Source organism: Pantoea sp. ME81, assembly GCF_903970985.1.
GTDB classification, from domain to species: Bacteria; Pseudomonadota; Gammaproteobacteria; order Enterobacterales; family Enterobacteriaceae; genus Pantoea; species Pantoea communis.
Window position 1 is genome coordinate 18,289 of record NZ_CAJCKS010000012.1, and the last position, 25,622, is coordinate 43,910.

Genomic DNA, 25,622 nt, shown 5'->3' on the forward strand with positions numbered 1-25,622 from the left:
ACCGTGGCAACATCGGCAGTGCTTAATCAGGAAATGCTGGCGCAGCAGGTATTACAAGATACCTTCGGCTACCAGCAATTTCGTCCCGGTCAGCAAACCATCATCGAAACCGCTCTTGCCGGGCGTGATTGTCTGGTGGTGATGCCGACCGGCGGCGGGAAATCGCTGTGCTATCAAATTCCGGCGCTGGTGCGCGAAGGGTTGACGCTGGTGGTTTCACCGCTGATCTCACTGATGAAAGATCAGGTCGATCAATTGCTGGCCAACGGCGTGGCAGCGGCGTGTCTTAACTCGACGCAAACGCGTGAGCAGCAGCAACAGGTCTTTGCGGATTGCCGTACCGGCAAGCTGAAACTGCTGTATATCGCGCCTGAACGTCTGATGATGGATAACTTCCTCGACAGCCTGCACCAGTGGAATCCGGTGATGTTGGCGGTGGATGAGGCGCACTGTATCTCGCAATGGGGCCATGATTTCCGCCCGGAATACGGCTCGATTGGTCAACTGCGTCAGCGTTTCCCGGATCTGCCGGTGATGGCGCTGACGGCAACCGCTGACGAAACCACGCGTAATGACATCGCTCATCTGTTGCAGATGGACGATCCGCTGATTCAAATCAGCAGCTTTGACCGCCCGAATATTCGCTACACGCTGGTGGAGAAATTCAAACCCACCGATCAGCTGTTGCGCTACGTGCAAGAGCAGCGCGGTAAGAGCGGCATTATTTACTGTAACAGCCGTGCCAAGGTGGAAGACACGGCTGCGCGTTTGCAAAGCCGTGGGCTGAGTGTCGGCGCTTATCACGCCGGTATCGACAGCGCTCAGCGTGCGCACGTGCAGGAAGCCTTCCAGCGCGATGACTTACAAATCGTGGTCGCCACCGTGGCGTTTGGTATGGGCATTAACAAACCTAACGTGCGTTTCGTGGTGCACTTCGATATTCCGCGCAATATCGAATCCTACTATCAGGAAACCGGCCGCGCCGGGCGTGATGGCCTGCCCGCAGAAGCGATGATGCTTTACGATCCGGCGGATATGGCGTGGCTCCGTAAATGTCTGGAGGAGAAGGCGCCCGGCCCGTTACAGGATATTGAGCGTCACAAGCTCAATGCGATGGGCGCGTTTGCCGAAGCGCAAACCTGCCGTCGTTTAGTGTTGCTCAACTACTTTGGTGAAGGGCGTCAGCAGCAGTGCGGCAACTGCGATATCTGCCTTGATCCTCCGCGTCGCTATGATGGTTTGGTGGAGGCGCAGAAGGCGCTTTCCAGCATCTATCGTACCGGCCAGCGCTTTGGTATGGGCTATATTGTCGACGTGCTGCGCGGTTCCACTAACCATCGCGTTCGCGATAACGGGCACGACAAATTGCCGGTGTACGGCATTGGTCGTGAGCAGAGCCAGGAGCATTGGGTCAGCGTGCTGCGTCAGCTGATCCATCTTGGTATGGTGACGCAAAATATCGCCATGCACTCCGCTTTACAGCTAACGGAAGCGGCGCGTCCGGTATTGCGTGCCGAAGTGCCATTGATGCTGGCGGTGCCGCGTATCGTCACGGTGAAGAGCCGCAGCAGCTCGCCGAAAGTGCACAGCGGCAATTACGATCGCACGCTATTTGGCAAACTGCGTAAATTGCGTAAGGCGATTGCTGACGAATCCAATATTCCGCCGTACGTGGTGTTTAACGATGCCACATTGATTGAGATGGCGGAGCAAATGCCGATTACCGCGTCAGAAATGTTGAGCGTGAACGGTGTCGGTCATCGCAAGCTGGAACGTTTTGGTAAACCGTTCCTGGTGATGATCAAAGAACATGTCGATGAAGAGTAAAGGAAAGAAACCATGTTGATGTTATTCGCCACCGTCGCGCTGGTGCATTTGGTTGCGCTGATGAGTCCCGGCCCGGACTTCTTCTTTGTGTCGCAAACGGCGGCCAGCCGTTCACGTAAAGAGGCGATGATGGGCGTGTTGGGCATTACGCTGGGAATCGTGATCTGGGCCGGTGTGGCGCTGATGGGCTTGCATCTGATCCTGCAAAAAATGGCCTGGCTGCATGAAATCATCATGGTGGGCGGTGGTTTGTACCTGCTGTGGATGGGTTGGCAACTCCTGCGCTCGGCACGTCAGCAGCATAAAGCCCCGCAGGTTGATGCGCCGGTGGTGGAGCTGCCAAAAAAAGGCATGAGTTTCCTGAAAGGTTTTCTGACTAATCTGTCGAACCCGAAAGCGATTATCTATTTCGGCAGCGTGTTCTCACTGTTTGTCGGCAACGATGTGGGCGCGATGGAACGCTGGGGCCTGTTTCTGCTGATTATCGGCGAGACCTTTGCCTGGTTCACACTGGTCGCGGCGATCTTCGCGCTGCCGTGGATGCGGGATAAGTATCAGCGTATGGCGAAGTGGGTCGATGGGATGGCGGGTGTGCTGTTTGCCGGATTCGGCATCCACCTGATTATCTCGCGTTAAATCGGGTTTACTTGCTATTTCGCCACCGGGCAGTGCTCGCGTGCTTTACGTTCAGCATCTGTGCACTAGAACTTGCGCACTGACTACCTTGAAATAGCTGCGGCACTGACGGTTATCACCTCGGTGCCGCGGTTTTTTAAAGCCTCTTACGCGATTCTGCGCGCACTTGCCAGCAAGGCTCCGACGGCCATAAACAGCCCACCAAAGGTGCGGTTCATCAGCTTCATCTGTTTTGGCCCTTTAATCCAGCCCGCAATACGGGTTGCCAGCGTGGCGTAACCAATCATCACGATAATATCGACCACGATGGTGGTGACACCGAGCACCAGATACTGCATCAACTGCGGCTGGTGTGGCTGAATAAACTGCGGGAACAGCGCGGCGAGAAACACGATGCTTTTCGGGTTGGTGAGATTCACCAGAATGGCGCGTTTGAACAAACGACGACGCGGCATCGCTTTTGCCACGGCATCCAGATCAATACCGCCTGCGGAACGCCACTGCTGAATGCCCAGCCACACCAAATAGGCGGCGCCTGCCCACTTCAGCACTTCAAACGCCATGATCGATTGTGAAAATAGCGCACCCAAACCGGCACCCACCAGCACAATGTGAATCGCCAGCCCAAGCTGTAAGCCAGTGATGGAAGCCGCCGCGCCGCGATAGCCATGGCTGATGCCGGTGCTCATGGTGTTGATGGCACCGGAACCGGGTGAAAGACTGAGGATAGTTGTGGTCAACAGGTAGGTTAACCACCATTCAATGGTCATGTGTGACATTCCCTGAAGTGAACGAAGTGTGACACAATACGCCAGAATATCGCGGTGCGCTATGGCGTACAGACGCGCGATGAGGCTTTTTTTCAGGGGGACGGATGCAGCATCACAAACAGCGTTGGCTCGGGCGAGAGAAAGGCTTTTCCGCCTTTGCTACCGGTCCGCTGCTCGACTTCTGGCGTCGTCGTGAAGAGTGCGAATTCACCGGCGTCGGTAACCTGAAGATTCGCTATGTTCGTTTCACCTCACCGCAACATCGCCGTGTCATCCTGATTGTTCCCGGCCGCATCGAAAGCTATATCAAATACCCGGAACTGGCTTACGATCTGTTCCACTGCGGCTATGACGTGGTGATCATTGACCATCGCGGGCAGGGCCGCTCCGATCGCTTGCTGGCGGATTCGCATCGCGGCCATGTGGTTGAGTTCAGCCACTATGTTGACGACTTAGAAACGCTGTATCTGAAAGAGATGGTCAGCAACCATTATCAGCAACGCTACGTGCTGGCGCATTCGATGGGCGGTGCGATTTTAGCGCTGTTTCTGGCGCGTCAACCGCAGGCTTTTCATGCGGCGGTATTCTCGGCACCGATGTTTGGCATTGTGCTGCCGTTGCCTGACTGGATGGCGCACCCGATTCTGGACTGGGCGGAAAAACTGCCGGCGATTCGCGAACGCTATGCGCTTGGCACCGGCCGCTGGCGCGCCAGCCCGTTTGGCATTAATCGCCTGACGCACAGTCGGGAGCGCTATCGGCGCAACCTGCGTTTTTACGCGGACGATCCGGGACTGCGCGTCGGTGGCCCGACCTATCATTGGGTGCGCGAAGGCGTCTATGCCGGACGCAGTATCATCAGCCAGGCAGCGAAAATCACCACGCCTTCCCTGGTGTTACAGGCCAGCGAAGACGATGTGGTGGATAACCGCGCACAAGATATTTTTTGTACGGCGATGGCTGACGCGGGACATCCCTGCGAAGGTACCGTGCCGTATGTGATTCAAGGCGCGCGTCACGAGATTTTGTTTGAAACAGACGCTATGCGCGCTGAAGCGCTCAACATGGTGGTCGATTTTTTCGAGCGCCACGTTTAACTCATTTTCCGACATCAATACCAGAGGTTTACATGTACCACATCGTCGCATCCGACCTGGATGGCACGCTGCTCTCACCGGAACACCGCCTGACGCCTTTTGCCCGTACCACGCTGCAGGAACTGGTGGCGCAAGATGTCCACTTCGTTTTCGCCACCGGCCGCCACTATATCGACGTAGGCCAGATGCGCGATAACCTTGGCATTCCGGCGTACATGATTACTTCCAACGGGGCCCGCGTACACAACGCAGACGGTGAACTGGTGTTTAGCCATAACCTCGACGCCGACATCGCCAGCGAGCTTTACGGTCTGCAGTACCACGATGAACATATCCTGACGCACGTGTATCGCGACGATGAGTGGTATATGAGCCGCCATCGCCCGGAGGAGCAGGACTACTTCCGTGAGTCGGTGTTTAACTATCAGGTTTATCAGCCGGGCATGCTTGAAACCGACGGCATCAGCAAGGTGTTCTTTACCTGCGACGATCCCGAACGTCTGGTGCCGCTGGAGCTGGCGATCGAAGCGCGCTGGGGCGATCGCGTTAACGTCAGCTTCTCACTGCCGACCTGTCTGGAAGTGATGGCGGGTGGCGTATCGAAAGGTCACGCGCTAGAAGCAGTATCAAAGCAGCTTGGCTTCTCACTGAAAGAGTGCATCGCTTTTGGTGATGGCATGAATGATGTGGAAATGCTGAGTATGGCGGGTAAAGGCTGCATCATGCGTAATGCGCATCAGCGGTTGAAAGATACCTTGCCGACGCTGGAAGTCATTGGCAGCAACGCCGAAGATGCGGTGCCGCATACGTTGCGTAAGTTGTTCCTTGCTTAAAAAAATGGGCCGGTGATACCGGCCCATTTTTATTATGCCATCTGTTTCTTATGTTTGTGCTCGCTGACCATGGTGAGCAGCAGTAAAACCACCGCCAATACCGATCCGGCAATCATCACCATGAATCCACCATCCCAGCCGAAATAATCCACGGTGTAACCGACAATCGCACTGGCTGCCACTGAACCGCCAAGATAACCAAACAATCCGGTAAAGCCCGCGGCGGTACCTGCGGCTTTTTTCGGCGCTAGCTCCAGCGCATGCAGACCAATTAACATTACCGGACCGTAGATCAGGAAGCCGATGACGATCATGCACAGCATATCGAGACCTGGATTGCCGGGTGGGTTAAGCCAGTACACCACCGTCGCGATGGTTACCAGCGTCATAAAGAACACGCCGGTGGCGCCACGATTGCCTCTGAACACCTTGTCCGACATCCAGCCGCACAGCAAGGTGCCGGGAATGCCCGCATATTCATAGAAGAAGTAAGCCCACGAAGATTTATCCAGCGTGAAATGCTTCACCTCTTTCAGGTAGGTCGGTGACCAGTCGAGAATGCCGTAGCGCAGCAGGTAAACGAACACGTTGGCCAGCGCGATATACCACAGCAGTTTATTAGGCAGGATGTACTGCATAAAAATCTGCTTCGCCGTCAACTCCTCCTCATGATCCTCGCTGTAGTCTGGCGGATAATCATTCTTGTACGCCTCAATCGGCGGCAAACCACAAGACTGCGGCGTATCGCGCATCAGGGCAAAGGCAATAATCGCGATGAGGATGGCACCAAACGCCGGCATATAGAGCGCGGCTTTCCAGTCGTTAAACCACGCCATACCCAGCAGGAACAGCAAGGGTGGAATACCACCGCCCACGTTATGGGCGCAGTTCCACACCGAGACAATCCCGCCACGCTCCTTCTGTGACCACCAGTGCACCATGGTGCGCCCGCACGGTGGCCAGCCCATGCCCTGGAACCAACCGCACAGGAACAGCAGCACAAACATCACCATGATGCTGGAGGTGGCCCAGGGGACAAAGCCCATAAACAGCATCACCGCAGCGGCCAGAACCAGTCCGGCAGGTAAAAAGACACGCGGATTTGAACGGTCAGAGACGGAACCCATGATGAACTTGGAAAAACCGTAGGCGATGGAGATTCCGGACAGCGCAAAGCCAAGATCGCCACGCGAAAAGCCCTGCTCAACCAAATAGGGCATCGCCAGCGCAAAGTTTTTACGGACCAGGTAATAGGCGGCATAGCCAAAGAAAATGCCGATGAAGATTTGCCAGCGTAGCCGACGATAGAGCGGATCGACACGATCGTCAGCGACTTGCGGCTGATGCGGTGCCGGTTTGAAGATACTCAACATGAATGTGGCCCTCCAGGGCGCGATATTTTTATAAATTCCCAGCAGGTTGGGTCAAATGCCCTCTGGCGTGACAACAAAACCAAAGTTCCATTTCGCGCAAAGGATAGTGATGGTTACGCCACGTTACTGTGATGTGTGACACAATTGTTACAGTTTGATGACATTAAAGAGCGATATAAACCAGGAAATGTTGGTATTCGCGCATGAAGCGTCGAGGCTTTTGGGTTTAGAAGGGGAATCCGTTGCCGTGTCGAATCAGATTCACTGCATCTGCAACCAGCGACCTGATTTCAGCAATGGACCTTATCTCAATGAGTGACGGGGATACGGCGATTTGTTTGATTTTAATTTGACCACTCGTCAACCAGATATTTCAGCCCGTCCACGACAGTTTGTTTACACTAGCGCCACTGTTCATTTTGGGATCGATGCCGTGCCGTTACTGATCGTTACCACCATTTTGTGGGCTTTTTCCTTTAGTTTGATAGGGGAATACCTGGCGGGCCAGGTTGACTCCTGGTTCTCTGTACTGATGCGCCTTGGGTTGGCCGCGATTGTCTTCCTGCCGTTCCTGCGCTGGAAAGGCTATCGCGCCTCAACCATCCTGCTGTATATGCTGGTGGGGATGCTGCAACTCGGCGTCATGTACCTGCTGAGTTTCGAGGCTTATACCTACCTCAGCGTGACAGAATTCCTGTTATTTACCGTGATGACGCCGCTCTACGTCACGCTGATTTACGATTTGCTCAGCAGACGTCGGCTGCGAATCGGCTATGCCTTCAGCGCGCTGTTGGCGGTAGCCGGGGCGGCCATCATTCGCTATGACAAAGTCAGCGATCATTTCTGGTTTGGTTTGCTGCTGGTTCAGGCGGCTAACATCTGCTTCGCCATTGGTATGGTTGGTTACAAGCGCTTGCAGGAAACCCGCCCAATGCCGCAACACACGGCCTTCTCGTGGTTCTATCTTGGCGCGGTGATCATCGCCATCATTGCGTGGAGCCTGTGGGGTAATCCGAACAAACTGCCGACCACTAACCTGCAATGGGGCATTCTGGTGTGGCTGGGCGTGGCGGCTTCGGGGCTTGGCTACTTTATGTGGAACTACGGTGCGACGCAGGTCGATGCCGGTACGCTGGGCATCATGAACAACATGCACGTGCCGGCGGGCTTGCTGGTGAATCTGGCGATCTGGCAGGAAAAACCGCACTGGCCGAGCTTTATTGCCGGGGCGATTGTCATTTTCGCTTCACTTTACGTGCATAAGCGCTGGGTGCTGGGACATGGGTCCAAAAGCGCTGCCTAACTGAGACGATCCTTGATCTGGTTTCGTTGAACTTGCAGAAGCGCTATGTGCTGGGAAAAAGCAGCACCTAAGCCAAAGGGAAGATACAGGCCGCTACGAAGAGCGAAGCGTCCGAGCCATGGATGGCGAGGCCGATCCACAGGGATGTGAGATTCCTTCGTGATCGGAGCGGCCTGTATCTGACCTAACTCCGATCAAAAAGCGATTACACCTTTTTGGCTGGCGCCGCAGGACGATTCATCATCGTCAATCCCTTCAAAAAGTTACGCAGAATCTGGTCACCGCACTCGCGGTAGTTTTTATGATCCGGATTGCGGAAAATCGCACCGACTTCAGCCTGTGAAATCTTAAAGTTTGCCTTCTCCAGCACCACCGGAATATCCGTGGTCTTCAGCGCAAACGCGATACGCAGCTTCTTAATGAAAATATTGTTATTCATACGACGTTCGACTGACGGCGCTGGCGCATCTTCACTCTTACCGCGACGGAAGAAAATCAAACCGTTGAGGAAATAGCCCATCAGCACGTCCGGCAGCTTACGGAATGCCGCGTCTTCATCCTTCTTCATCCACGCCTGCACATCCTCCAGCGGCACTTCACTGCCCGCTAAGGCAAAAATCTCCACCACTTTGCTATCGCTCAAATCAAGCATATAGCGCACGCTGCGCAGAACATCGTTACTCGTCATGGTGAAACTCTCTTGGTCGCGGATTGAGGCGGCGCATTATAGAGCAGGCTGGGCAGGGATAACAGCACGGGTGACACCAGCCACCCGTGAGAACATCAAGAAATCGACTGCAGTGAACCCGGGCGGGCGGCATCGCGCACAAACGGCAGATGGTCACAGGCGTGCTGGCGGGCGAAGCGTACAAAGGCTTCTAACACCGGCTGACGCTGCTCACCATCGCGCACGGCGGCATATAAACGGCTCCACAAACCCTCACCCAATGTCTTGGTCACCACCAGACCCTGCTTTTCAAAACTCTCCACCACCCAATGCGGAAGGGCCGCAATACCCATCTGTGCTGACACCATCTGAATCAGCAACAGCGTATTATCCACACTCTTCAGCGCCGGGCTGATGCCTGCAGGCTGCAGGAAATGACGCCAGATATCGAGACGCTGACGCTGCACCGGATAGATCATCAGTACCTCATCGGCTAAATCTTCCGGTGAGATATGTTCCAGCTTCGCCAGCGGATGGTCCGGGGCCAGCACCAGACGTACCTCAAAATCAAACATCGGCGTATAGAACAAACCGCTGCGCGGCAGGATATCGGAGGTCAACACCACATCCAGTTCGCCCTGTTGCAAGGCGGGCTGGGGATCAAAAGTCACGCCCGATTTAAAATCGACCACCACTTGCGGCCAGCTCTGGCGGAAATTATTGAGGGCTGGCGTCAGCCACTGAATGCAGCTGTGGCACTCAATGGCAATGCGTAACGTGGTCTGATGCGGCTCGTGGCATGCCTGCAACGCTTGCTGAATCTGCGGCAAAATCTGCTCGGCCAACTGCAGCATGATTTCCCCCTGCGGCGTAAACCGCAACGGCTGGCTCTTGCGCACAAACAGGCGAAAGCCCAGCCGCTGTTCCAGATCGCTGAACTGATGCGATAACGCCGATTGTGTCTGATGAAGCTGAGCGGCGGCAGCGGCCAACGAGCCGGTATTTTGCAACGCCTGCAGCGTTCTCAGATGTTTGAGTTCGATCATGAGAGTCCTTCACATCGAGATTGAACAAATTGCGCTTGAGGAAGATACAGTACCCGCAGATTATGGCGGTGTAAACATCTGGACGGCTAAACATCTCAAGCAAGCGCCACCGCCACATGACTTTCGTCCAGTTCAGGCGTTCAGCGGACGGCAATGTCACCCGCTGGATGAACGTAAACGGGCTCGACCCGTTAAGCATATCTGGAGATCACTAAATGACCATTCTGAACCATACCCTCGGTTTCCCTCGTGTCGGTCTGCGTCGTGAACTGAAAAAAGCACAGGAAAGCTACTGGGCAGGTAATAGCTCACAGGAAACGCTGCTAGCCGTGGGGCGCGAGCTGCGCGCTCGTCACTGGCAACAGCAGAAAGACGCGGGGGTGGATCTGCTGCCGGTGGGCGATTTCGCCTGGTATGATCATGTGCTGACCACCAGCCTGATGCTGGGCAATGTGCCGGCGCGCCATCAGAACCAGGATGGATCGGTCGATCTCGATACGCTGTTCCGTCTGGGACGTGGCCGCGCCCCCAGCGGCAATCCTGCCGCCGCCGCTGAAATGACCAAATGGTTCAACACCAACTATCACTATATGGTGCCGGAATTCACTCAGGGCCAGCAGTTCTCTCTAAGCTGGACACAGCTCCTTGAAGAAGTGGACGAAGCATTGGCGCTGGGTCACCCGATCAAACCGGTGCTGCTGGGACCGGTCACTTACCTGTGGTTGGGCAAAGTCAAAGGTGAGCCGTTTGACCGCCTGTCGTTGCTGAAAGCGATACTGCCGGTCTATCAGCAAGTGCTGGCTGAACTGCATCAGCGCGGTATTGAATGGGTGCAGATCGATGAACCCGCGCTGGTGCTGGAGCTGCCACAGGAATGGCGTGATGCGTTCAAGCCTGCCTACGATGCGCTACAAGGTCATGTAAAACTGCTACTGACGACCTACTTTGACAGCATCGGTCAAAATCTCGACGTGATTAAGACGCTACCGGTTCAAGGTTTACACGTTGACCTGGTGCATGGCAAAGATGACATCCAGCATATCCACCAACAGCTCCCCGCCGACTGGCTGCTCTCAGTCGGGGTGATCAACGGCCGCAATGTCTGGCGTGCCGAGCTCAGCTGCTGGTTCGATCGCCTGCAACCGCTGGTCGGGCAGCGTGAAAATCTGTGGATTGGTTCCTCCTGCTCGCTGCTGCACAGCCCGATCGATCTCAGTGTCGAAACCCGGCTCGATGCGGAAGTGAAAAGCTGGTTTGCCTTTGCTTTACAGAAGTGTGCTGAGCTGAGGTTGTTGAGCCAGGCGCTCAATAATAACGATGCGGCCTCGCTGACGGAGTGGAGTGCGCCGATTCATGCCCGTTCTCATTCTTCGCGCGTGCACAATGCCGCAGTGGGCGCACGTCTGGCGAATATTCAGGCCAAAGACGTTGAGCGCGCCAGCCACTATGACGAACGCGCCAAAGCGCAGCGCCATCGCTTTAATCTGCCTGCCTGGCCGACCACCACGATTGGATCCTTCCCGCAAACCACCGAAATTCGCGGCCTGCGACTCGACTTCAAAAAAGGCAATATCGATGGAGGCCACTATCGCACCGGCATCGCGGAGCACATCAAGCAGGCGATTGCCGAACAGGAACGGCTCGGGCTGGATGTGCTGGTGCACGGCGAAGCAGAGCGTAATGACATGGTGGAATACTTCGGCGAAAACCTCGATGGCTTCGTGTTTACGCAAAATGGCTGGGTGCAAAGCTATGGCTCTCGCTGTGTGAAGCCGCCGGTGATCATCGGTGATGTCAGTCGTCCGCAGCCGATTACCGTTGAGTGGGCGAAGTACGCGCAATCGCTGACTGAAAAGCCAGTGAAAGGCATGCTCACCGGCCCGGTCACGATTTTGTGCTGGTCGTTCCCGCGTGAAGACGTGACGCGGGAAACCCTTGCTAAACAGATTGCACTGGCGCTGCGTGATGAAGTGGAAGACCTGGAAAAAGCCGGGATCGGGATCATCCAGATTGATGAACCCGCGCTGCGCGAAGGCTTACCCTTGCACCAGTCGGATTGGGCGGCGTACCTGACCTGGGCAGTGGATGCCTTCCGCCTCAACGCGGCTGTGGCGCAGGATGAAACGCAGATCCACACGCACATGTGTTATTGCGAGTTCAATGACATCATGGAATCGATAGCGGCACTGGACGCGGACGTGATTACCATCGAAACCTCACGCTCGGATATGGAATTGCTGGATGCGTTTAAAGCGTTCGAATACCCGAACGAAATTGGGCCAGGTGTGTATGACATTCATTCCCCGAACGTACCCAGCGTCGAATGGATTGAAGATCTGCTGCACAAAGCGGCGCAAAGCATTCCGCCCGCACGTTTGTGGGTCAACCCGGACTGCGGTCTGAAAACCCGTGGCTGGAGTGAAACCCGGCAGGCGCTGGCGAACATGGTGACCGCCGCGAAAAAGCTGCGCGCGGAATCGGCTTAATCGTGAGAAACAGGGGCGCCTTGCAGCGCCCCTTGTTATTACGCGTTGGGTGCAACGCCATACTGCTTAAACCAGGCCAGCATTCGTACCCAGCCATCAGCGGCTGAGTCAGCATGGTAGCTTGGGCGATAATCGGCATTAAACGCGTGTCCCGCTTCCGGATACACCACGATTTCCGCTTTGGCATTGGCGGCATGCAGTGCCTGACGCATCTTATCAATGCTCTCTAACGGGATGCTCTCATCCTGACCGCCGTACAATCCGAGCACCGGTGCGTTAAGATCGACGGCTACATCGATAGGATGTTTTTGTTGTTTGAGGGTTTTCTCACCCTCTAACCGACCATACCAGGCCGCTGCCGCCCGCACCTGCGGATTGTGCGCGGCGAACAGCCAACTGATGCGTCCGCCCCAGCAGAAGCCCGTGATGGCCATGCGACGAATATCGCCATCGTGGCGTGCGGCCCAGTTGGCAACGTGATCGAGATCGGACAGCACCTGAGAATCGGGCACCTTGCTGACCAGTTCTTTGAACAGTGTCGGGATATCACTGTAGTCACCGGGATCGCCTTCACGGAAGTAGAGTTCAGGTGCGACCGCCAGATAGCCTTCCAGCGCCAGACGACGGCAGATATCTTTAATATGTTCGTGAACGCCAAAAATCTCCTGCACCACCAGAATCACCGGTAGTTTGCCTTCATAGGATTTGGGGCGAGCATAATAAGCCGGAAGGTTTTCTCCCTGGCTGGGAACAGAAGTTTCACCGGTGTGAATAGCGTCACTGACGGTGGTAATGGTGCTGCTGGCGATGGGCTGAACGGCAGGGGCAAAGCCACCGGCTACTGATTTTTGTGCCATATTGTCTTCGGTTTTCATGGTTCTCTCCGTGCTAGCAAATGCGCAATCACGTAACTATAGCCTGCTTCAGGAGCAAGGCTGACGTAGGGTTCAGAGGGATGTGTACTTATGTTCTTCTTCTCTATTAACACTGCCACCCGAACTTACACAGCACCGCTTGTAGCAATTCAGAATTGCTGAGCTGCAATGTGTGATGTGAATCACATAATAATTTTCTGATAATGTAAGTTTCATTGTCGATGGTGAAATAAATCACATATTTATATGGCGCTCTGGCGTAGAGTGACACGCATATCCCTTATCTATCAGGAGTCTGTTATGGCCCAGTCTGACGTTTTCCACCTTGGTATCACTAAAGCCGATCTGAAAGGAGCCACACTGGCTATCGTTCCCGGCGATCCGGAGCGTGTGAAAAAAATCGCTGCGCTGATGGATAATCCGCAGCATCTGGCTTCGCACCGTGAATTCACCACTTACCTGGCGGAAGTGGATGGCAAGCCGGTGGTGGTCTGTTCTACCGGGATCGGCGGTCCATCGACCTCTATTGCCGTGGAAGAACTGGCGCAGCTCGGCGTGCGCACTTTCCTGCGTGTGGGCACGACCGGGGCGATCCAGCCGAATATCAATGTAGGCGACGTGCTGGTGACTACTGCTTCGGTGCGTCTTGACGGTGCCAGCATGCACTTTGCGCCGATGGAGTTCCCGGCAGTGGCCGATTTCACCTGCACCACCGCGCTGGTGGCCGCAGCAGAAGCCTGCGGTGCCAAAACGCACATTGGTATCACCGCTTCATCTGACACCTTCTATCCGGGGCAGGAGCGTTACGACACGTTCTCAGGACGTGTGGTGAATCGCTTCCAGGGCTCAATGCAAGAGTGGCAGCAAATGGGGGTTCTTAACTATGAGATGGAATCCGCTACACTGTTAACCATGTGCGCCAGTCAGGGGCTGCGAGCGGGCATGGTGGCGGGTGTTATCGTTAACCGTACGCAAAAAGAGATCCCGGATGCCGCGACCATGAAACAGACCGAAAGCGATGCGGTGAAAATTGTTGTAGAAGCCGCGCGTCGCTTAATTTAGTGCGCAAGGCAGCAGGTATTACGGATAAGGAATTCCCTGCTGCCATCACATTGCGCACGTTTTCAGCTGATACTGAGAAAACAACTATGCGCAAAACGGTTTCTGCTCCGCGTCCTGCCTTTAATCATCCTTCCACGGCTGCTCAGTCTCGCATTGAAAGCGTGGCAGCGCGTTTCCGCCAGGCGATGGCGGCCTCTGATTTCCCCGTGGCACGTCAGTGCTGTGAAGAGGTTTTGCGCGTCATGCCGCAAAACATGCAGGTACTGAGTGACTATGCGCTGACGCTAATGCGCGTGGGGGAGTACAAAAAATCCTACAAAACTTATCAAAAGATCTATCAGGCATCGGCAGCGCAGCGTGCGCAGGCTTCCGACACCTGGCTCGATGGCTTAACCGAAGTGTGTGGCTGGCTGGAAAAGCACGATGAAGTGGCACGTTACGGCCGTGAGTCGCTGGAGAAGTCTGACGCGATCTTTCGTCAGGGCCACACAGTGGCGTATCCCGCAGAAACACCGCCGTCTTTCAATCCCACCAATCCAACTGAAAATATCATCTCTTTCAGTCTGTATGGTGGCCAACCACGCTACTGTGAAACGCTGATCAAAAATATCGACGTTGCGCGCGAGTTCTATCCCGGCTGGATGTGTCGCATCTATCTTGACGACAGCGTGCCGCAACACGTCTGGCAGCGTCTGAAGCAGTCAAATGTCCAGTTAGTGGATATGTCACATGAGAAGACCATATTCCCGACGCTGTGGCGCTTTCTGGTGATGGATGATCCATGCGTAAAGCGTTATATCGTGCGAGATGCGGACTCCCTGCTGTCGGAGCGTGAAGTGGCGGCGGTAGAAGCCTGGCTGCAATCGCCCTGCTGGTTCCATCACATGCGTGACTACTTTACGCATACCGAACTGCTGCTGGCAGGCATGTGGGGCGGCTGTCATGGCGTATTCCACAACGTTGAACAGCAGATACGCGACTTTATCGCCCAGTACAGCGGCAGTGAACGCTTCACCGATCAATACTTCCTCAAAGTGGCGTTGTGGCCGACGGTGCGCGAAAGCCTGCTGAATCATGATGACATCTTCCGATTCCATCATGCCCAGGCGTGGCCCGCACATCCGCCAATTCGCTGGCAAACCGAGCGTTTTCACGTCGGCAGCAACGCAGGGTATTCCAGCATGGCGGGCAAGGTGGAGAATGCTGATAACGGCTGGCAGCAGGTTGAACTCACTCACAACGGACAAAGCTGGTGCTATCCCGCCAAAGTGAAAGGCAGTGAATGGCTGTTGCCGATGCCGTTTTTCCTGATTGATGCGTGGAAGGCGGGTGATTTGACGGTGAAAGCGCTGTAAATGATCTGCCAGCTACACAACAGTCTGGACATTCATACAGTAGCGACTTACCTTTTCCCTCAGCGAAACGATCCGCGGGGGGATTATGGATCAGCAACTTATCATTAACGGCGCACTGGCGCTGGCCGGACTGGGTCTCGGCTGGATTTTGGCCCAGTTGCGGGCCGGGCACCAGCACGCCAGCTTCACTACCGAACGCCGCCTGCTGGAAGAGGCGCAACAGCGTCAGCAGCAGCAGCTCGAACGGTTACAACAACAAATTCAGCAGCGCGAGCAAGAACTGCGGCAGCTTCATGGCACGCTTAGCGGTGCACAGGAACGGCTGCAACAGCTCGATTACTGGCGTGGCGAAAGCGAGCAGCTCAGCCGGGAACTGCGCAATCAGCTGGAAGTGAACAGTGCGCAAGAAGCTGAACTGCGTGAAGTCACCATCCGTTTAGAAGAGACGCGTTTTGGCGCAGAAGAGAAGCAGCGCCTGCTCACTAACAGCGAACAGCGCCTCAGCGCGCAGTTTGAAAATCTGGCCAACCGCATTTTTGAAAACAGCGGACGTCGGGTGGATGAGCAGAATCGGCAAAGCCTCAACGGGCTGATTGGTCCGCTGCGTGAACAGCTGGATGGTTTCCGTCGCCAGGTAACCGACAGCTTTGGCCAGGAAGCGCGTGAACGCCATACGCTGGCTCATGAAATTCGTCAGCTGCAACAGCTTAACGCACAGATGGCGCAGGAAGCGGTCAACCTCACCAAAGCGTTGAAAGGCGACAATAAAATTCAGGGCAACTGGGGTGAAGTGGTGCTGGCGCGCGTGCTGGAGGCTTCCGGCCTGCGCGAAGGTTATGAATATCAGACGCAGGTCAGCGTGCAGCTGGAACAGCAGGGCAGGATGCAACCGGATGTGATCGTGCGGTTGCCGCAGGGCAAGGATGTGGTGATTGACGCCAAAATGACGCTGGTGGCTTACGAACGCTATTTCAATGCGGAAGATGAAGCCACGCGCGAGCAGGCGATCCAGGAGCACGTTAACGCCATGCGCGGCCATATTCGGCTGCTGGGGCGAAAAGATTATCAACAATTGCCCGGTTTACGCTCTCTGGATTATGTGTTGATGTTTATTCCGGTCGAGCCCGCGTTCTTGTTGGCGATTGATCGGCAGCCAGAGCTGATCAGCGAAGCGCTGCAGCAGAACATCATGCTGGTAAGCCCTACGACATTATTGGTGGCGTTGCGCACCATCAACAACCTGTGGCGTTATGAGCATCAGAGTCGCAATGCGCAACGCATCGCCGACCGAGCTACGCGGTTGTACGATAAAATGCGGCTGTTTGTGGATGATATGAGCGGTATCGGTCACAGCCTCGATAAAGCGCAGCAGAGTTATCATCAGGCGATGAAAAAGCTGTCAGAAGGGCGCGGCAATTTGATTGCGCAAAGCGAATCCTTCCGCGCGTTAGGCGTGGAGATTAAACGGCCGATCAATCCCCAATTGGTCGAACAATCGCAGCCGGAAGAAGCGGGCGAAGATTGGGCGGACGATCCCGAGCCCAATGAAAATGTGGCAGATTCTCCCACCGCTTCACTGCGCCGCATCAACGAATAGCACGGTGGTCGCGTGCTCGCGTAGCGCGACTCTGATACACTTCGGCAAGAATTGTTTGTGGAACAGGTAAACCCGATGGCAGATGAATCACAGCAGGAAACTACTCATTTTGGCTTTCAGACCGTCGCGAAAAGCGAAAAGGCCGATAAAGTCGCGGACGTGTTTCATTCCGTAGCGGCAAAATATGACCTGATGAACGATTTGATGTCGTTTGGCATCCATCGTGTCTGGAAGCGTTTTACCATCGACAGCAGCGGCGTGCGTCGTGGTCAGCGTGTGCTGGATCTGGCCGGCGGCACCGGTGATTTGACAGCAAAATTCTCTCGCCTGGTGGGCGAGACGGGTCAGGTTGTTTTGGCGGATATCAACAGCTCGATGCTGAAGATGGGCCGCGAGAAGCTGCGCAACATGGGCGTGTCAGGCAACGTCAGCTATGTGCAGGCCAACGCCGAAGCGCTGCCGTTCCCGGATAACTATTTCGATTGCATCACCATCTCTTTCGGTTTGCGTAACGTCACCGAAAAAGAGAAGGCACTGGCCTCGATGTTCCGGGTGCTGAAACCAGGCGGACGCTTGCTGGTGCTGGAGTTTTCCAAACCGCTGCTGGAACCGCTGAGCAAAGCCTACGATACCTATTCCTTCCACATCCTGCCGCGTATTGGGCAGCTGGTGGCGCAGGATGCTGATAGCTATCGCTATCTGGCAGAATCGATTCGTATGCATCCCGATCAGGAAACCCTGAAGGCGATGATGAACGATGTGGGTTTTGAAAATACCACTTACTTCAACATGACCGGCGGTATTGTGGCGTTGCATCGCGGCTTTAAGTTCTGATTGATCATGACTTTTACCCCGCTAATCACGGGCGGACTTGAAACCGCCCTCAATCGTGTTCTGTATCGTGATCGTAGCCTGAAAGCCGCGCGTCAACGTCTGGCAGGTAAAGTGCTGATGCTACGCCTGCAGGAGCTGGATTTCCCGCTGGTGCTGGTGTTTAGCGAATCGCAGCTGGATGTGCTGAGTGACTGGCAGGACAGCAGCGACTGTAGCGTGAGCCTGCGCCTCAGCACCTTGCCGAAACTGCGCGATCGCCAGCAGCTGACCAGTTTGATCCGTAGCGGTGAGCTGGATGTGGAAGGCGATCTGCAAGTGGTTCAGCAATTCTCTGCGCTAATGGATCTCGCTGAGCTCGATCCAGCCGAGTATCTGGCGCCGTGGATCGGCGACATTGCCGCGCAGGGTGTCAGTCAGGCTGCTCAGCAGGCGCTGAAATTTGTGCAGCGACAGGTGACGCGTCGGCAGGATTATCTCGGTCAGGTGCTGACGGAAGAGTGGCGGGTTGCGCCCGGTGCACTGGAGCTGGCATGGTTTTGTGAAGAGGTTGAAGCGATGGAACGTTCGCTTAATGCGCTCGAAGCGCGTTTAGCACAGCTGGAGGCGAAATGACGCTGGGAGAAATTCGGCGCTTATACTTCATCATCAAGGTCTTTCTGACTTACGGGCTTGATGAACTGATCCCTCACATGCGCATCACGTTGCCGCTTCGTATCTGGCGACGTTGTATTTTCTGGATCCCTAACAAGCACAAGAATGAATCGACGGGCGTGCGCATTCGTCTGGCAATGGAGCAACTTGGTCCAGTGTGGATCAAATTTGGTCAGATGCTTTCGACGCGCCGCGATCTCTTCCCACCGGCCATCGCCGATGAACTGGCGGTGTTGCAGGACCGCGTGGCGCCTTTTGATGGGCTGAAAGCCCAGCAGCAGATTGAACAATCCATTGGCGGTCCTGTCGACACCTGGTTTGACGATTTTGATATTAAGCCGCTGGCTTCTGCTTCGATTGCGCAGGTTCACACTGCCACGCTTAAGTCTAACGGCTGTGACGTCGTGATCAAAGTGATTCGCCCGGACATCCTGCCGGTGATCAAAGCGGATATGAAGCTGATTTACCGCATGGCACATTGGGTTCCTCGTCTGTTGCCGGATGGTCGTCGTCTGCGCCCGGTTGAAGTGGTGCGCGATTACGAAAAGACCCTGATTGATGAACTCAATCTGCTGCGCGAATCGGCGAACGCCATTCAGCTGCGTCGTAACTTTGAGCAGAGCCCGATGCTGTATGTGCCGGAAGTGTTCTCGGATTACTGCAGCGAATCGATGATGGTGATGGAACGTATTTACGGCATTCCCATTTCTGATGTGGCGACGCTGGAGAAGCATGGTGTCAACATGAAGCTGCTGGCAGAACGCGGCGTGCAGGTGTTCTTCACCCAGGTGTTCCGCGATAGCTTCTTCCATGCTGACATGCACCCCGGCAACATCTTCGTTAGCTATGACCATCCAGAAGATCCGCAGTACATCGCGATTGACTGCGGTATTGTCGGTTCGCTGAATAAAGAAGATAAGCGCTATCTGGCGGAAAACTTCATTGCCTTCTTTAACCGTGATTACCGTAAAGTGGCAGAACTGCATGTGGATTCAGGCTGGGTACCGCCGGATACCAATGTGGAAGATTTTGAGTTCGCCATTCGTACCGTCTGCGAGCCGATTTTCGAGAAGCCGCTGGCTGAGATTTCATTTGGCCACGTGCTGCTGAACCTGTTTAACACCGCGCGTCGCTTCAATATGGAAGTGCAGCCACAACTGGTGCTGTTACAGAAAACGCTGCTCTACATCGAAGGTATTGGCCGTCAGCTTTATCCGCAGCTCGATCTGTGGAAAACCGCGAAGCCGTTCCTTGAAGACTGGATCAAAGATCAGATCGGCATTCCTGCGATTCTGCGCGCAGTGAAAGAGAAGGCGCCATTTTGGGCTGAAAAACTGCCGGAGTTGCCTGAACTGTTCTACGACAGCATGCGTCAGCATAAATTATTGCAGCACAGCGTCGATAAACTGGTCAGCGATATGAATGCGCAACGTACGCGCCATCACAAGGCACGTTATCTGTTTGGCGTAGGGGCTACACTGTTATTAAGTGGCACCGCGGTGCTGTTAAGTCGACCCGACTGGGATTTCTTCCCAGCCTTACTAATGGCCGCTGGCATCGTCACCTGGCTGATAGGCTGGCGCAAGACAAACTGATTGTTTGACTGGTGCAAATCGCGTAATGTCGCAGGCTAAAGCCCGAATTCATACGGGCTTTCTGTGCGTTTCAATTCAGAGTTTTTCACAGAATATTAGAGGCATATCTCATGGGCGGTATCAGTATTTGGCAATTGATCATCATTGCCGTCATTGTTGTACTTCTGTTCGGTACCAATAAACTTCGCAACCTGGGTTCGGATTTAGGTTCTTCTATTCGTGGTTTCAAAAAAGCCATGGGCGATGAGGACGATAAAAAGGATCAACCGAAAGAGCAGGACGCTGACTTCAACGCCAAGACTCTGGCAGACAAACAGCAAACCTCGGCGAGTAAAGACGACGCCCGGGACAAGTAAGGGTTAACTGTGTTCGATATTGGTTTTAGTGAACTGGTATTGGTGTTCGTTATCGGGCTGATCGTTCTTGGCCCGCAACGATTACCGGTTGCGGTGAAAACCGTCGTGGGCTGGATTCGGGCGATTCGCTCCCTGGCTGCTAACGTGCAAAACGAACTGGCGCAGGAGCTGAAACTGCAGGAATTGCAGGACAGCCTGAAAAAGGTTGAGGAAGCGGGCCGTGGCTCACTGTCACCGGAACTGAAAGAGTCGATGGAAGAGTTGCGTAAAACCGCCGATTCGATGAAGCGTTCTGTGCAGCAGAGCATCGATATCGAAAAAGCGGAAGATGAAGCGAACACCATTCATCAACCGTCGGCTGCAGGCACATCTTCTGAACCGGTAAGCCAGCCTCCGGTCACTCCCGCGGCGGCAGAGCATCAGGCTAGCGCACCGGCTCAGGCACCTCAGCCAGCGGCGGCAGAGCATCAGGCCAGCGCACCGGCTCAGGCACCTCAGCCAGCGGCGGCAGAGCACCCGGCCAGCGCACCGGCTCAGAAACCTCAACCGGTCACAGCAGAGGCTGCGGCACCTGTTAATACCGCGCAGAATGCGACGCCCACCCCCACCGTAAAAGATGAAAGATAAACATGGCCGTTGAAGATACCCAACCGCTCATCAGCCACCTGATTGAGCTGCGTAAGCGTTTGCTGAACTGCATTATTGCGGTGTTTGCTATCTTTTTGTGCCTGGTTTATTTCGCCAACGACATCTATCACTTAGTGGCTTCGCCGCTGATTAGCCAGATGCCGGCCGGTGCCAGCATGATCGCCACTGACGTGGCTTCACCGTTCTTCACCCCCATAAAGCTCACCATCATTGTTTCGGTGTTCCTTGCGGTGCCGGTGATCTTGTATCAGGTGTGGGCTTTTGTGGCGCCTGCGCTGTATCGCCATGAGCGTAAGCTAGTGATGCCGCTGCTGTTCTCCAGTACGCTGCTGTTCTACGTTGGCGTGGCTTTCGCTTACTTCATCGTGTTCCCGCTGGCGTTTGGCTTCTTTGCCAAAACCGCGCCACAGGGCGTCACCATTGCTACTGATATCACCAATTATCTCGACTTCGTCATGACTCTCTTCATGGCATTTGGCGTAGCGTTTGAGGTACCGATTGCGATTGTTCTGCTGTGCTGGACCGGCATTACCTCGCCAGAGGATTTGAAAAAGAAACGCCCCTACATTCTGGTTGGCGCGTTCGTTGTTGGGATGCTGCTCACACCGCCGGATGTTTTCTCGCAAACTTTGCTCGCTATTCCGATGTACTGCCTGTTTGAAGTCGGCGTATTCTTCTCCCGTTACTATGTGGGTAAAGGGCGCAAGGCGTCAGATTCAGAGGATGAGGAACAGAATACCGAGTCCTGACAAGGCATTCCCGCACGCGAGCGGGATGAGCGTTAAGAATCTAAACCGCCCACACATTGGGCGGTTTTTATTTGGGAGAAGACATGTTTGATATCGGTGTAAACCTGACCAGCACGCAATTCGCAAAAGATCGCGATCAGGTGGTTAAACGCGCGCGCGAAGCAGGCGTCACCGGCCTGCTGATTACCGGCACCAATGCGCTGGAGAGCCAGCAGGCGCGTCAGCTCGCGGCACAGCATCCTGGCTACTGCTGGTCTACAGCCGGCGTGCATCCGCATCACGCCAGTGAATGGTCGGCGGAGACGGCGAACACGCTGCGCCGTCTGGCAGAGAGTGAGCAAGTGGTGGCCATCGGTGAATGCGGCCTCGATTTTAACCGCAATCTCTCGGCGCACGACCAGCAGGAGTATGCCTTTGATGCACAGCTGGCGCTGGCAGCAGAGTTACAACTGCCGGTGTTCCTCCACTGCCGCGAAGCACACGATCGTTTTGTTGCAGTGCTGGAGCCGTGGCTGCCGAAATTGACGGGCGCGGTGGCACACTGTTTTACCGGCACGCGTGATGAACTGGAATCGTGCCTGGCCTTGGGCTTATCGGTGGGCATTACCGGCTGGGTGTGCGATGAACGTCGTGGCCTGGAATTGCGTGAGATGCTGCCATTGATTCCAGCCGAGCGTCTGCTGCTGGAAACCGATGCGCCTTATCTGCTCCCGCGTGATATGCATCCACGGCCGCCTTCGCGTCGAAACGAGCCCTGTTTCCTGCCGCATATTGTGCAGCAGGTGGCGAACTGGCGTGGGGAAGAGGCTGAAGCGCTGGGTGCGCAGGTCAATCACAACGCACGTCAGCTGTTTAAACTGGTTTAAAGCTTACGGAACTGTTTGTTGTCGACGCTGCGCATCACTTGTTTGTTGAGCAGGTTTAGCAGTAACACCGAGCGGGTTTCGCCATCAGGCTCGGCAAAAATAGCGCGCAGCCCCTCAAAAGTCCCTTCGGTGATGATCACTTCATCACCGCTTTGTGGCGTTTCTGGATCCAGCATAATTTGCGGCACATCGGTTTGCAGCGCTTCAATCACTTCGCTGGAGACCGTTGCCGGTTGCGCGCCAAAGCGCACAAAGTGGCTGACGCCGCGCGTGCTACTGATGGTGGTGGTGTGAATCGCTTCCGGATCGAATTCGATAAACAGATAGTTGGGAAACAGCGGCTCACTCACCGTGGTGCGTTTACCGCGCACAATCTTTTCCAGAGCGATCATCGGGCTGAGGCAATTCACCTCCTGCCGCTCAAGATGCTCTTTCGCGCGCAACAGCTGTCCACGTTTGCAATAGAGTAAGTACCAGGATTCCATAACTGCTCCCAAATATTGGACGCTAAGAATAACAAACCTGCTGTCAGAGTTATAGCGCATCGGCCAGTGGAAACGCGGCTGTGAAATAAAAATCACTACGAATTTTCCGATTGGTGCGGCTTATTAACGCTTTCTTGCAAGAAAATTGACGGCTGATGACCATCTGTATCAGACTCCTTCCCCATCTTTCGCTCTCATTTGAAAAAGGACTGGCTGATGGAACTGTTCTTATTAAGTAATGGCAAAGTGGCCGAAGACGCGCCACTGTTGAGCTACGCTCACCCCCAACTGCACGCGATGATTGCGCAGCGCGGCATTACGTCGGCGGTGCTGGTACCTTATGCCATTATTCGTGGCGACCATGCGCAGCGTGCACAAGACCTGTCTGACTCATTGGGTATTCAGGTGCGCACCGTGCATGAGTTTGACTCCCCGGTGGCAGCGATTGAACAGGCGGAGTTGATCCTGGTGAGCGGCGGCAACACCTGGTTCCTCAATCAGATGCTGCATGAGCACGGACTGATCGTGGCGATTCAGCGTGCTGTGCGTGAGCGAGATGTGCCTTACGTCGGCTGGAGCGCCGGTTGCAATGTGGCTACGCCATCGATCCGTACCACCAACGATATGCCGGTGCGCAGCAGCGTGGTCTTGCCTGCATTAGGCCTGTTCCCGGTGCAGATCAATCCGCACTATCTGGATGCTCACGTCAGCGGGCATATGGGGGAAACGCGTGATGAGCGTCTGGCGGAGTTCTGCGCCGTCAATCCACATGAGTCGGTGATCGCCCTGCGAGAAGCCAGTTTCCTGCACGTCAGTGAAAACCACCTGCGTTACTACAGCGCGCGCGGCGAAGACTTTAAAGTGTTTCGTCATGGTGAGCCAATCGCCGCACATCACGATGTGCTGGCCATTCAATCGCTGGTGCCTTTCTCCTGTCAGCCAGCTTGAACCACAAACCACAACACGCCGGCGTGAATCAGACCTATAATGGCCAATTCACCCTGGCTGGAAGCTAACGCCGCATGAAATATCAGGATTTACGAGACTTCCTCGCGTTGCTGGAGCAGCGCGGCGAGTTAAAGCGCATCACTCAGGAGATCGATCCTGAGTTAGAGATGACTGAAATTGCCGATCGCACCCTGCGTGCCGGCGGTCCGGCGCTGCTGTTTGAGAACCCGAAAGGGTACGACATGCCCGTATTGTGTAACCTGTTTGGCACACCTAAGCGTGTGGCGATGGGCATGGGACAGGAAGAGGTCAGCGCGCTGCGTGAAGTGGGCAAGCTGCTGGCGTTTCTGAAAGAACCCGAGCCACCAAAAGGTTTCCGCGATCTGTTCGATAAAATGCCGCAGTTCAAACAAGTGCTGAACATGCCGACCAAGCGCCTGCGCAATGCTCCGTGTCAGGAAGAGGTCTTCAGTGGTGATGATGTCGATCTGTCGCGCATTCCGGTGATGAAGTGCTGGCCGGGCGATGCCGCGCCGTTGATTACCTGGGGCTTAACCGTCACGCGTGGTCCGCATAAAGAACGTCAGAATCTGGGTATTTATCGCCAGCAGGTGATCGGCAAAAACCGCGTGATCATGCGCTGGCTGTCGCATCGCGGCGGCGCGCTGGATTTCCAGGAGTGGTGCAAAGCCCATCCGGGCGAACGCTTCCCGGTGTCCGTGGCGCTGGGTGCCGATCCGGCCACGATTCTGGGTGCAGTGACGCCGGTACCCGATACGTTGTCGGAATATGCTTTTGCTGGCTTGCTGCGCGGTAATAAAACCGAGGTGGTGAAGTGCCAGTCTAACGATCTTGAAGTGCCAGCCAGCGCAGAGATCGTTTTAGAAGGTTACATCGAACCGGGTGACATGGCGCCAGAAGGCCCTTACGGCGACCACACAGGCTACTACAATGAAGTAGACAGCTTCCCGGTATTTACCGTGACGCACATAACGCAACGTCACAACCCGATTTATCATTCAACGTATACCGGTCGTCCGCCGGATGAACCTGCGGTATTGGGTGTGGCGCTGAATGAAGTGCTGGTGCCGATTCTGATCAAGCAGTTCCCGGAAATTGTCGATTTTTACTTGCCGCCGGAAGGCTGTTCTTATCGCCTCGCGGTGGTGACGATCAAGAAGCAATATGCCGGGCATGCCAAGCGCGTAATGTTTGGCGTCTGGTCTTTCCTGCGCCAGTTTATGTATACCAAGTTTGTGATCGTATGCGATGACGACGTCAACGCACGTGACTGGAACGATGTGATTTGGGCGATCACCACGCGTATGGATCCGGCGCGCGATACCGTGATGGTGGAGAATACGCCAATTGACTATCTCGACTTCGCCTCTCCGGTTTCCGGCCTGGGCTCGAAGATGGGACTTGATGCCACCAATAAGTGGCCGGGCGAAACCACTCGCGAATGGGGCACACCGATTGTGAAAGATCCGGCGGTGACCGCGCGTATTGACGCCATTTGGGATGAGTTAGCTATCTTTGCCGAGCCGCCGCAGCGCTAAAGGC

24 protein-coding genes are annotated in these 25,622 nt (G+C 55.0%); 18 read left to right on the forward strand and 6 right to left on the reverse strand.

Annotated features, from left to right (window positions below; all coding sequences use genetic code 11):
* Positions 1-3 precede the first annotated feature (3 nt).
* Positions 4-1,827: an ATP-dependent DNA helicase RecQ gene (gene recQ, locus H7A81_RS03920; protein WP_058960360.1), complete on the forward strand. Its 1,824-nt coding sequence runs from the start codon at positions 4-6 to the stop codon at positions 1,825-1,827.
* A gap of 12 nt (positions 1,828-1,839) precedes the next feature.
* Positions 1,840-2,463 carry a threonine export protein RhtC gene (rhtC, locus tag H7A81_RS03925; RefSeq protein WP_034827887.1) on the forward strand — a complete coding sequence of 208 codons (624 nt, stop codon included), beginning with the start codon at positions 1,840-1,842 and terminating at the stop codon, positions 2,461-2,463.
* 146 nt (positions 2,464-2,609) lie between these two features.
* On the opposite strand, the gene rhtB is transcribed toward rhtC, so the two are convergent.
* The gene (gene rhtB / locus H7A81_RS03930) at positions 2,610-3,233 is read right to left on the reverse strand and encodes a homoserine/homoserine lactone efflux protein (RefSeq protein WP_034827889.1); all 624 of its coding nucleotides are present in this window, start codon (positions 3,231-3,233) and stop codon (positions 2,610-2,612) included.
* Positions 3,234-3,337: 104 nt separating this feature from the next.
* On the opposite strand from rhtB, the gene pldB reads away from it, so the two are divergent.
* A complete protein-coding gene (gene pldB, locus H7A81_RS03935) occupies positions 3,338-4,330 on the forward strand; it encodes a lysophospholipase L2 (protein WP_182056774.1) in 993 nt (330 codons plus the stop codon).
* A gap of 32 nt (positions 4,331-4,362) precedes the next feature.
* Entirely contained in the window at positions 4,363-5,163 is an 801-nt protein-coding gene (gene yigL / locus H7A81_RS03940; RefSeq protein WP_160868709.1) for a sugar/pyridoxal phosphate phosphatase YigL, read from the forward strand.
* 32 nt (positions 5,164-5,195) lie between these two features.
* Here yigL and glpT read toward each other — a convergent pair whose 3' ends face one another.
* A complete protein-coding gene (gene glpT / locus H7A81_RS03945; protein ID WP_182056777.1) occupies positions 5,196-6,536 on the reverse strand; it encodes a glycerol-3-phosphate transporter in 1,341 nt (446 codons plus the stop codon).
* Positions 6,537-6,969: 433 nt separating this feature from the next.
* On the opposite strand from glpT, the gene H7A81_RS03950 reads away from it, so the two are divergent.
* Positions 6,970-7,839, forward strand: coding sequence for a carboxylate/amino acid/amine transporter (locus tag H7A81_RS03950; protein ID WP_182056779.1), 870 nt, complete (start codon positions 6,970-6,972; stop codon positions 7,837-7,839).
* Positions 7,840-8,044: 205 nt separating this feature from the next.
* Here H7A81_RS03950 and H7A81_RS03955 read toward each other — a convergent pair whose 3' ends face one another.
* Complete coding sequence (locus H7A81_RS03955) at positions 8,045-8,527, reverse strand: DUF1456 family protein (protein WP_034827905.1); 483 nt, start codon at positions 8,525-8,527, stop codon at positions 8,045-8,047.
* Positions 8,528-8,622: 95 nt separating this feature from the next.
* The gene (gene metR, locus H7A81_RS03960; protein ID WP_034827906.1) at positions 8,623-9,552 is read right to left on the reverse strand and encodes an HTH-type transcriptional regulator MetR; all 930 of its coding nucleotides are present in this window, start codon (positions 9,550-9,552) and stop codon (positions 8,623-8,625) included.
* A gap of 215 nt (positions 9,553-9,767) precedes the next feature.
* Between metR and metE the strand changes: the two genes are divergently transcribed.
* On the forward strand, positions 9,768-12,038 hold the full coding sequence (metE, locus tag H7A81_RS03965) for a 5-methyltetrahydropteroyltriglutamate--homocysteine S-methyltransferase (protein ID WP_182056781.1): 2,271 nt from the start codon (positions 9,768-9,770) through the stop codon (positions 12,036-12,038).
* A gap of 38 nt (positions 12,039-12,076) precedes the next feature.
* On the opposite strand, the gene H7A81_RS03970 is transcribed toward metE, so the two are convergent.
* On the reverse strand, positions 12,077-12,913 hold the full coding sequence (locus H7A81_RS03970; protein ID WP_160868712.1) for a dienelactone hydrolase family protein: 837 nt from the start codon (positions 12,911-12,913) through the stop codon (positions 12,077-12,079).
* Between the two features lie 300 nt (positions 12,914-13,213).
* Between H7A81_RS03970 and udp the strand changes: the two genes are divergently transcribed.
* From udp to tatD, 10 genes are all read left to right on the forward strand, one after another.
* Positions 13,214-13,975 carry a uridine phosphorylase gene (gene udp / locus H7A81_RS03975; protein WP_182056783.1) on the forward strand — a complete coding sequence of 254 codons (762 nt, stop codon included), beginning with the start codon at positions 13,214-13,216 and terminating at the stop codon, positions 13,973-13,975.
* Between the two features lie 86 nt (positions 13,976-14,061).
* On the forward strand, positions 14,062-15,330 hold the full coding sequence (locus tag H7A81_RS03980; protein ID WP_182056785.1) for a tetratricopeptide repeat protein: 1,269 nt from the start codon (positions 14,062-14,064) through the stop codon (positions 15,328-15,330).
* An 85-nt stretch (positions 15,331-15,415) separates the two neighbouring features.
* Positions 15,416-16,927, forward strand: coding sequence for a DNA recombination protein RmuC (rmuC, locus tag H7A81_RS03985; RefSeq protein WP_182056786.1), 1,512 nt, complete (start codon positions 15,416-15,418; stop codon positions 16,925-16,927).
* A 75-nt stretch (positions 16,928-17,002) separates the two neighbouring features.
* Positions 17,003-17,761 (forward strand): bifunctional demethylmenaquinone methyltransferase/2-methoxy-6-polyprenyl-1,4-benzoquinol methylase UbiE, encoded by a 759-nt coding sequence (ubiE, locus tag H7A81_RS03990; protein ID WP_097118527.1) that lies wholly within the window; start codon positions 17,003-17,005, stop codon positions 17,759-17,761.
* Positions 17,762-17,767: 6 nt separating this feature from the next.
* Positions 17,768-18,373 (forward strand): SCP2 domain-containing protein, encoded by a 606-nt coding sequence (locus tag H7A81_RS03995; RefSeq protein WP_097118528.1) that lies wholly within the window; start codon positions 17,768-17,770, stop codon positions 18,371-18,373.
* On the forward strand, positions 18,370-20,007 hold the full coding sequence (gene ubiB, locus H7A81_RS04000; protein WP_182056788.1) for a ubiquinone biosynthesis regulatory protein kinase UbiB: 1,638 nt from the start codon (positions 18,370-18,372) through the stop codon (positions 20,005-20,007). The genes H7A81_RS03995 and ubiB overlap by 4 nt, the downstream gene beginning before the upstream one ends.
* 110 nt (positions 20,008-20,117) lie before the next feature.
* On the forward strand, positions 20,118-20,363 hold the full coding sequence (gene tatA, locus H7A81_RS04005) for a twin-arginine translocase TatA/TatE family subunit (protein ID WP_034827923.1): 246 nt from the start codon (positions 20,118-20,120) through the stop codon (positions 20,361-20,363).
* A 9-nt stretch (positions 20,364-20,372) separates the two neighbouring features.
* On the forward strand, positions 20,373-20,990 hold the full coding sequence (gene tatB / locus H7A81_RS04010; RefSeq protein ID WP_166936636.1) for a Sec-independent protein translocase protein TatB: 618 nt from the start codon (positions 20,373-20,375) through the stop codon (positions 20,988-20,990).
* Between the two features lie 2 nt (positions 20,991-20,992).
* Positions 20,993-21,760: a Sec-independent protein translocase subunit TatC gene (gene tatC, locus H7A81_RS04015; RefSeq protein WP_034827926.1), complete on the forward strand. Its 768-nt coding sequence runs from the start codon at positions 20,993-20,995 to the stop codon at positions 21,758-21,760.
* An 83-nt stretch (positions 21,761-21,843) separates the two neighbouring features.
* On the forward strand, positions 21,844-22,626 hold the full coding sequence (gene tatD, locus H7A81_RS04020) for a 3'-5' ssDNA/RNA exonuclease TatD (RefSeq protein ID WP_034827928.1): 783 nt from the start codon (positions 21,844-21,846) through the stop codon (positions 22,624-22,626).
* Here tatD and rfaH read toward each other — a convergent pair.
* On the reverse strand, positions 22,623-23,111 hold the full coding sequence (gene rfaH, locus H7A81_RS04025; RefSeq protein ID WP_038643771.1) for a transcription/translation regulatory transformer protein RfaH: 489 nt from the start codon (positions 23,109-23,111) through the stop codon (positions 22,623-22,625). The two genes, tatD and rfaH, sit on opposite strands and share 4 nt — an antisense overlap.
* A 216-nt stretch (positions 23,112-23,327) precedes the next feature.
* On the opposite strand from rfaH, the gene pepE reads away from it, so the two are divergent.
* A complete protein-coding gene (pepE, locus tag H7A81_RS04030; RefSeq protein WP_182056791.1) occupies positions 23,328-24,059 on the forward strand; it encodes a dipeptidase PepE in 732 nt (243 codons plus the stop codon).
* A gap of 74 nt (positions 24,060-24,133) precedes the next feature.
* Positions 24,134-25,618: a 4-hydroxy-3-polyprenylbenzoate decarboxylase gene (ubiD, locus tag H7A81_RS04035; RefSeq protein ID WP_182056793.1), complete on the forward strand. Its 1,485-nt coding sequence runs from the start codon at positions 24,134-24,136 to the stop codon at positions 25,616-25,618.
* Positions 25,619-25,622 lie beyond the last annotated feature (4 nt).

Excerpts from the sequence above, each read along its gene's own strand:
- tatD (WP_034827928.1), top strand. The coding sequence starts at position 21,844 with ATGTTTGATATCGGTGTAAACCTGACCAGCACGCAATTCGCAAAAGAT.
- ubiE (WP_097118527.1), top strand. The coding sequence starts at position 17,003 with ATGGCAGATGAATCACAGCAGGAAACTACTCATTTTGGCTTTCAGACC.
- H7A81_RS03970 (WP_160868712.1), bottom strand. The coding sequence starts at position 12,913 with ATGAAAACCGAAGACAATATGGCACAAAAATCAGTAGCCGGTGGCTTT.
- ubiB (WP_182056788.1), top strand. The coding sequence starts at position 18,370 with ATGACGCTGGGAGAAATTCGGCGCTTATACTTCATCATCAAGGTCTTT.
- tatA (WP_034827923.1), top strand. The coding sequence starts at position 20,118 with ATGGGCGGTATCAGTATTTGGCAATTGATCATCATTGCCGTCATTGTT.
- metE (WP_182056781.1), top strand. The coding sequence starts at position 9,768 with ATGACCATTCTGAACCATACCCTCGGTTTCCCTCGTGTCGGTCTGCGT.
- udp (WP_182056783.1), top strand. The coding sequence starts at position 13,214 with ATGGCCCAGTCTGACGTTTTCCACCTTGGTATCACTAAAGCCGATCTG.
- metR (WP_034827906.1), bottom strand. The coding sequence starts at position 9,552 with ATGATCGAACTCAAACATCTGAGAACGCTGCAGGCGTTGCAAAATACC.
- rfaH (WP_038643771.1), bottom strand. The coding sequence starts at position 23,111 with ATGGAATCCTGGTACTTACTCTATTGCAAACGTGGACAGCTGTTGCGC.
- rmuC (WP_182056786.1), top strand. The coding sequence starts at position 15,416 with ATGGATCAGCAACTTATCATTAACGGCGCACTGGCGCTGGCCGGACTG.
- H7A81_RS03995 (WP_097118528.1), top strand. The coding sequence starts at position 17,768 with ATGACTTTTACCCCGCTAATCACGGGCGGACTTGAAACCGCCCTCAAT.
- pepE (WP_182056791.1), top strand. The coding sequence starts at position 23,328 with ATGGAACTGTTCTTATTAAGTAATGGCAAAGTGGCCGAAGACGCGCCA.
- H7A81_RS03955 (WP_034827905.1), bottom strand. The coding sequence starts at position 8,527 with ATGACGAGTAACGATGTTCTGCGCAGCGTGCGCTATATGCTTGATTTG.
- H7A81_RS03980 (WP_182056785.1), top strand. The coding sequence starts at position 14,062 with ATGCGCAAAACGGTTTCTGCTCCGCGTCCTGCCTTTAATCATCCTTCC.
- yigL (WP_160868709.1), top strand. The coding sequence starts at position 4,363 with ATGTACCACATCGTCGCATCCGACCTGGATGGCACGCTGCTCTCACCG.
- rhtC (WP_034827887.1), top strand. The coding sequence starts at position 1,840 with ATGTTGATGTTATTCGCCACCGTCGCGCTGGTGCATTTGGTTGCGCTG.
- ubiD (WP_182056793.1), top strand. The coding sequence starts at position 24,134 with ATGAAATATCAGGATTTACGAGACTTCCTCGCGTTGCTGGAGCAGCGC.
- rhtB (WP_034827889.1), bottom strand. The coding sequence starts at position 3,233 with ATGACCATTGAATGGTGGTTAACCTACCTGTTGACCACAACTATCCTC.
- glpT (WP_182056777.1), bottom strand. The coding sequence starts at position 6,536 with ATGTTGAGTATCTTCAAACCGGCACCGCATCAGCCGCAAGTCGCTGAC.
- tatC (WP_034827926.1), top strand. The coding sequence starts at position 20,993 with ATGGCCGTTGAAGATACCCAACCGCTCATCAGCCACCTGATTGAGCTG.
- pldB (WP_182056774.1), top strand. The coding sequence starts at position 3,338 with ATGCAGCATCACAAACAGCGTTGGCTCGGGCGAGAGAAAGGCTTTTCC.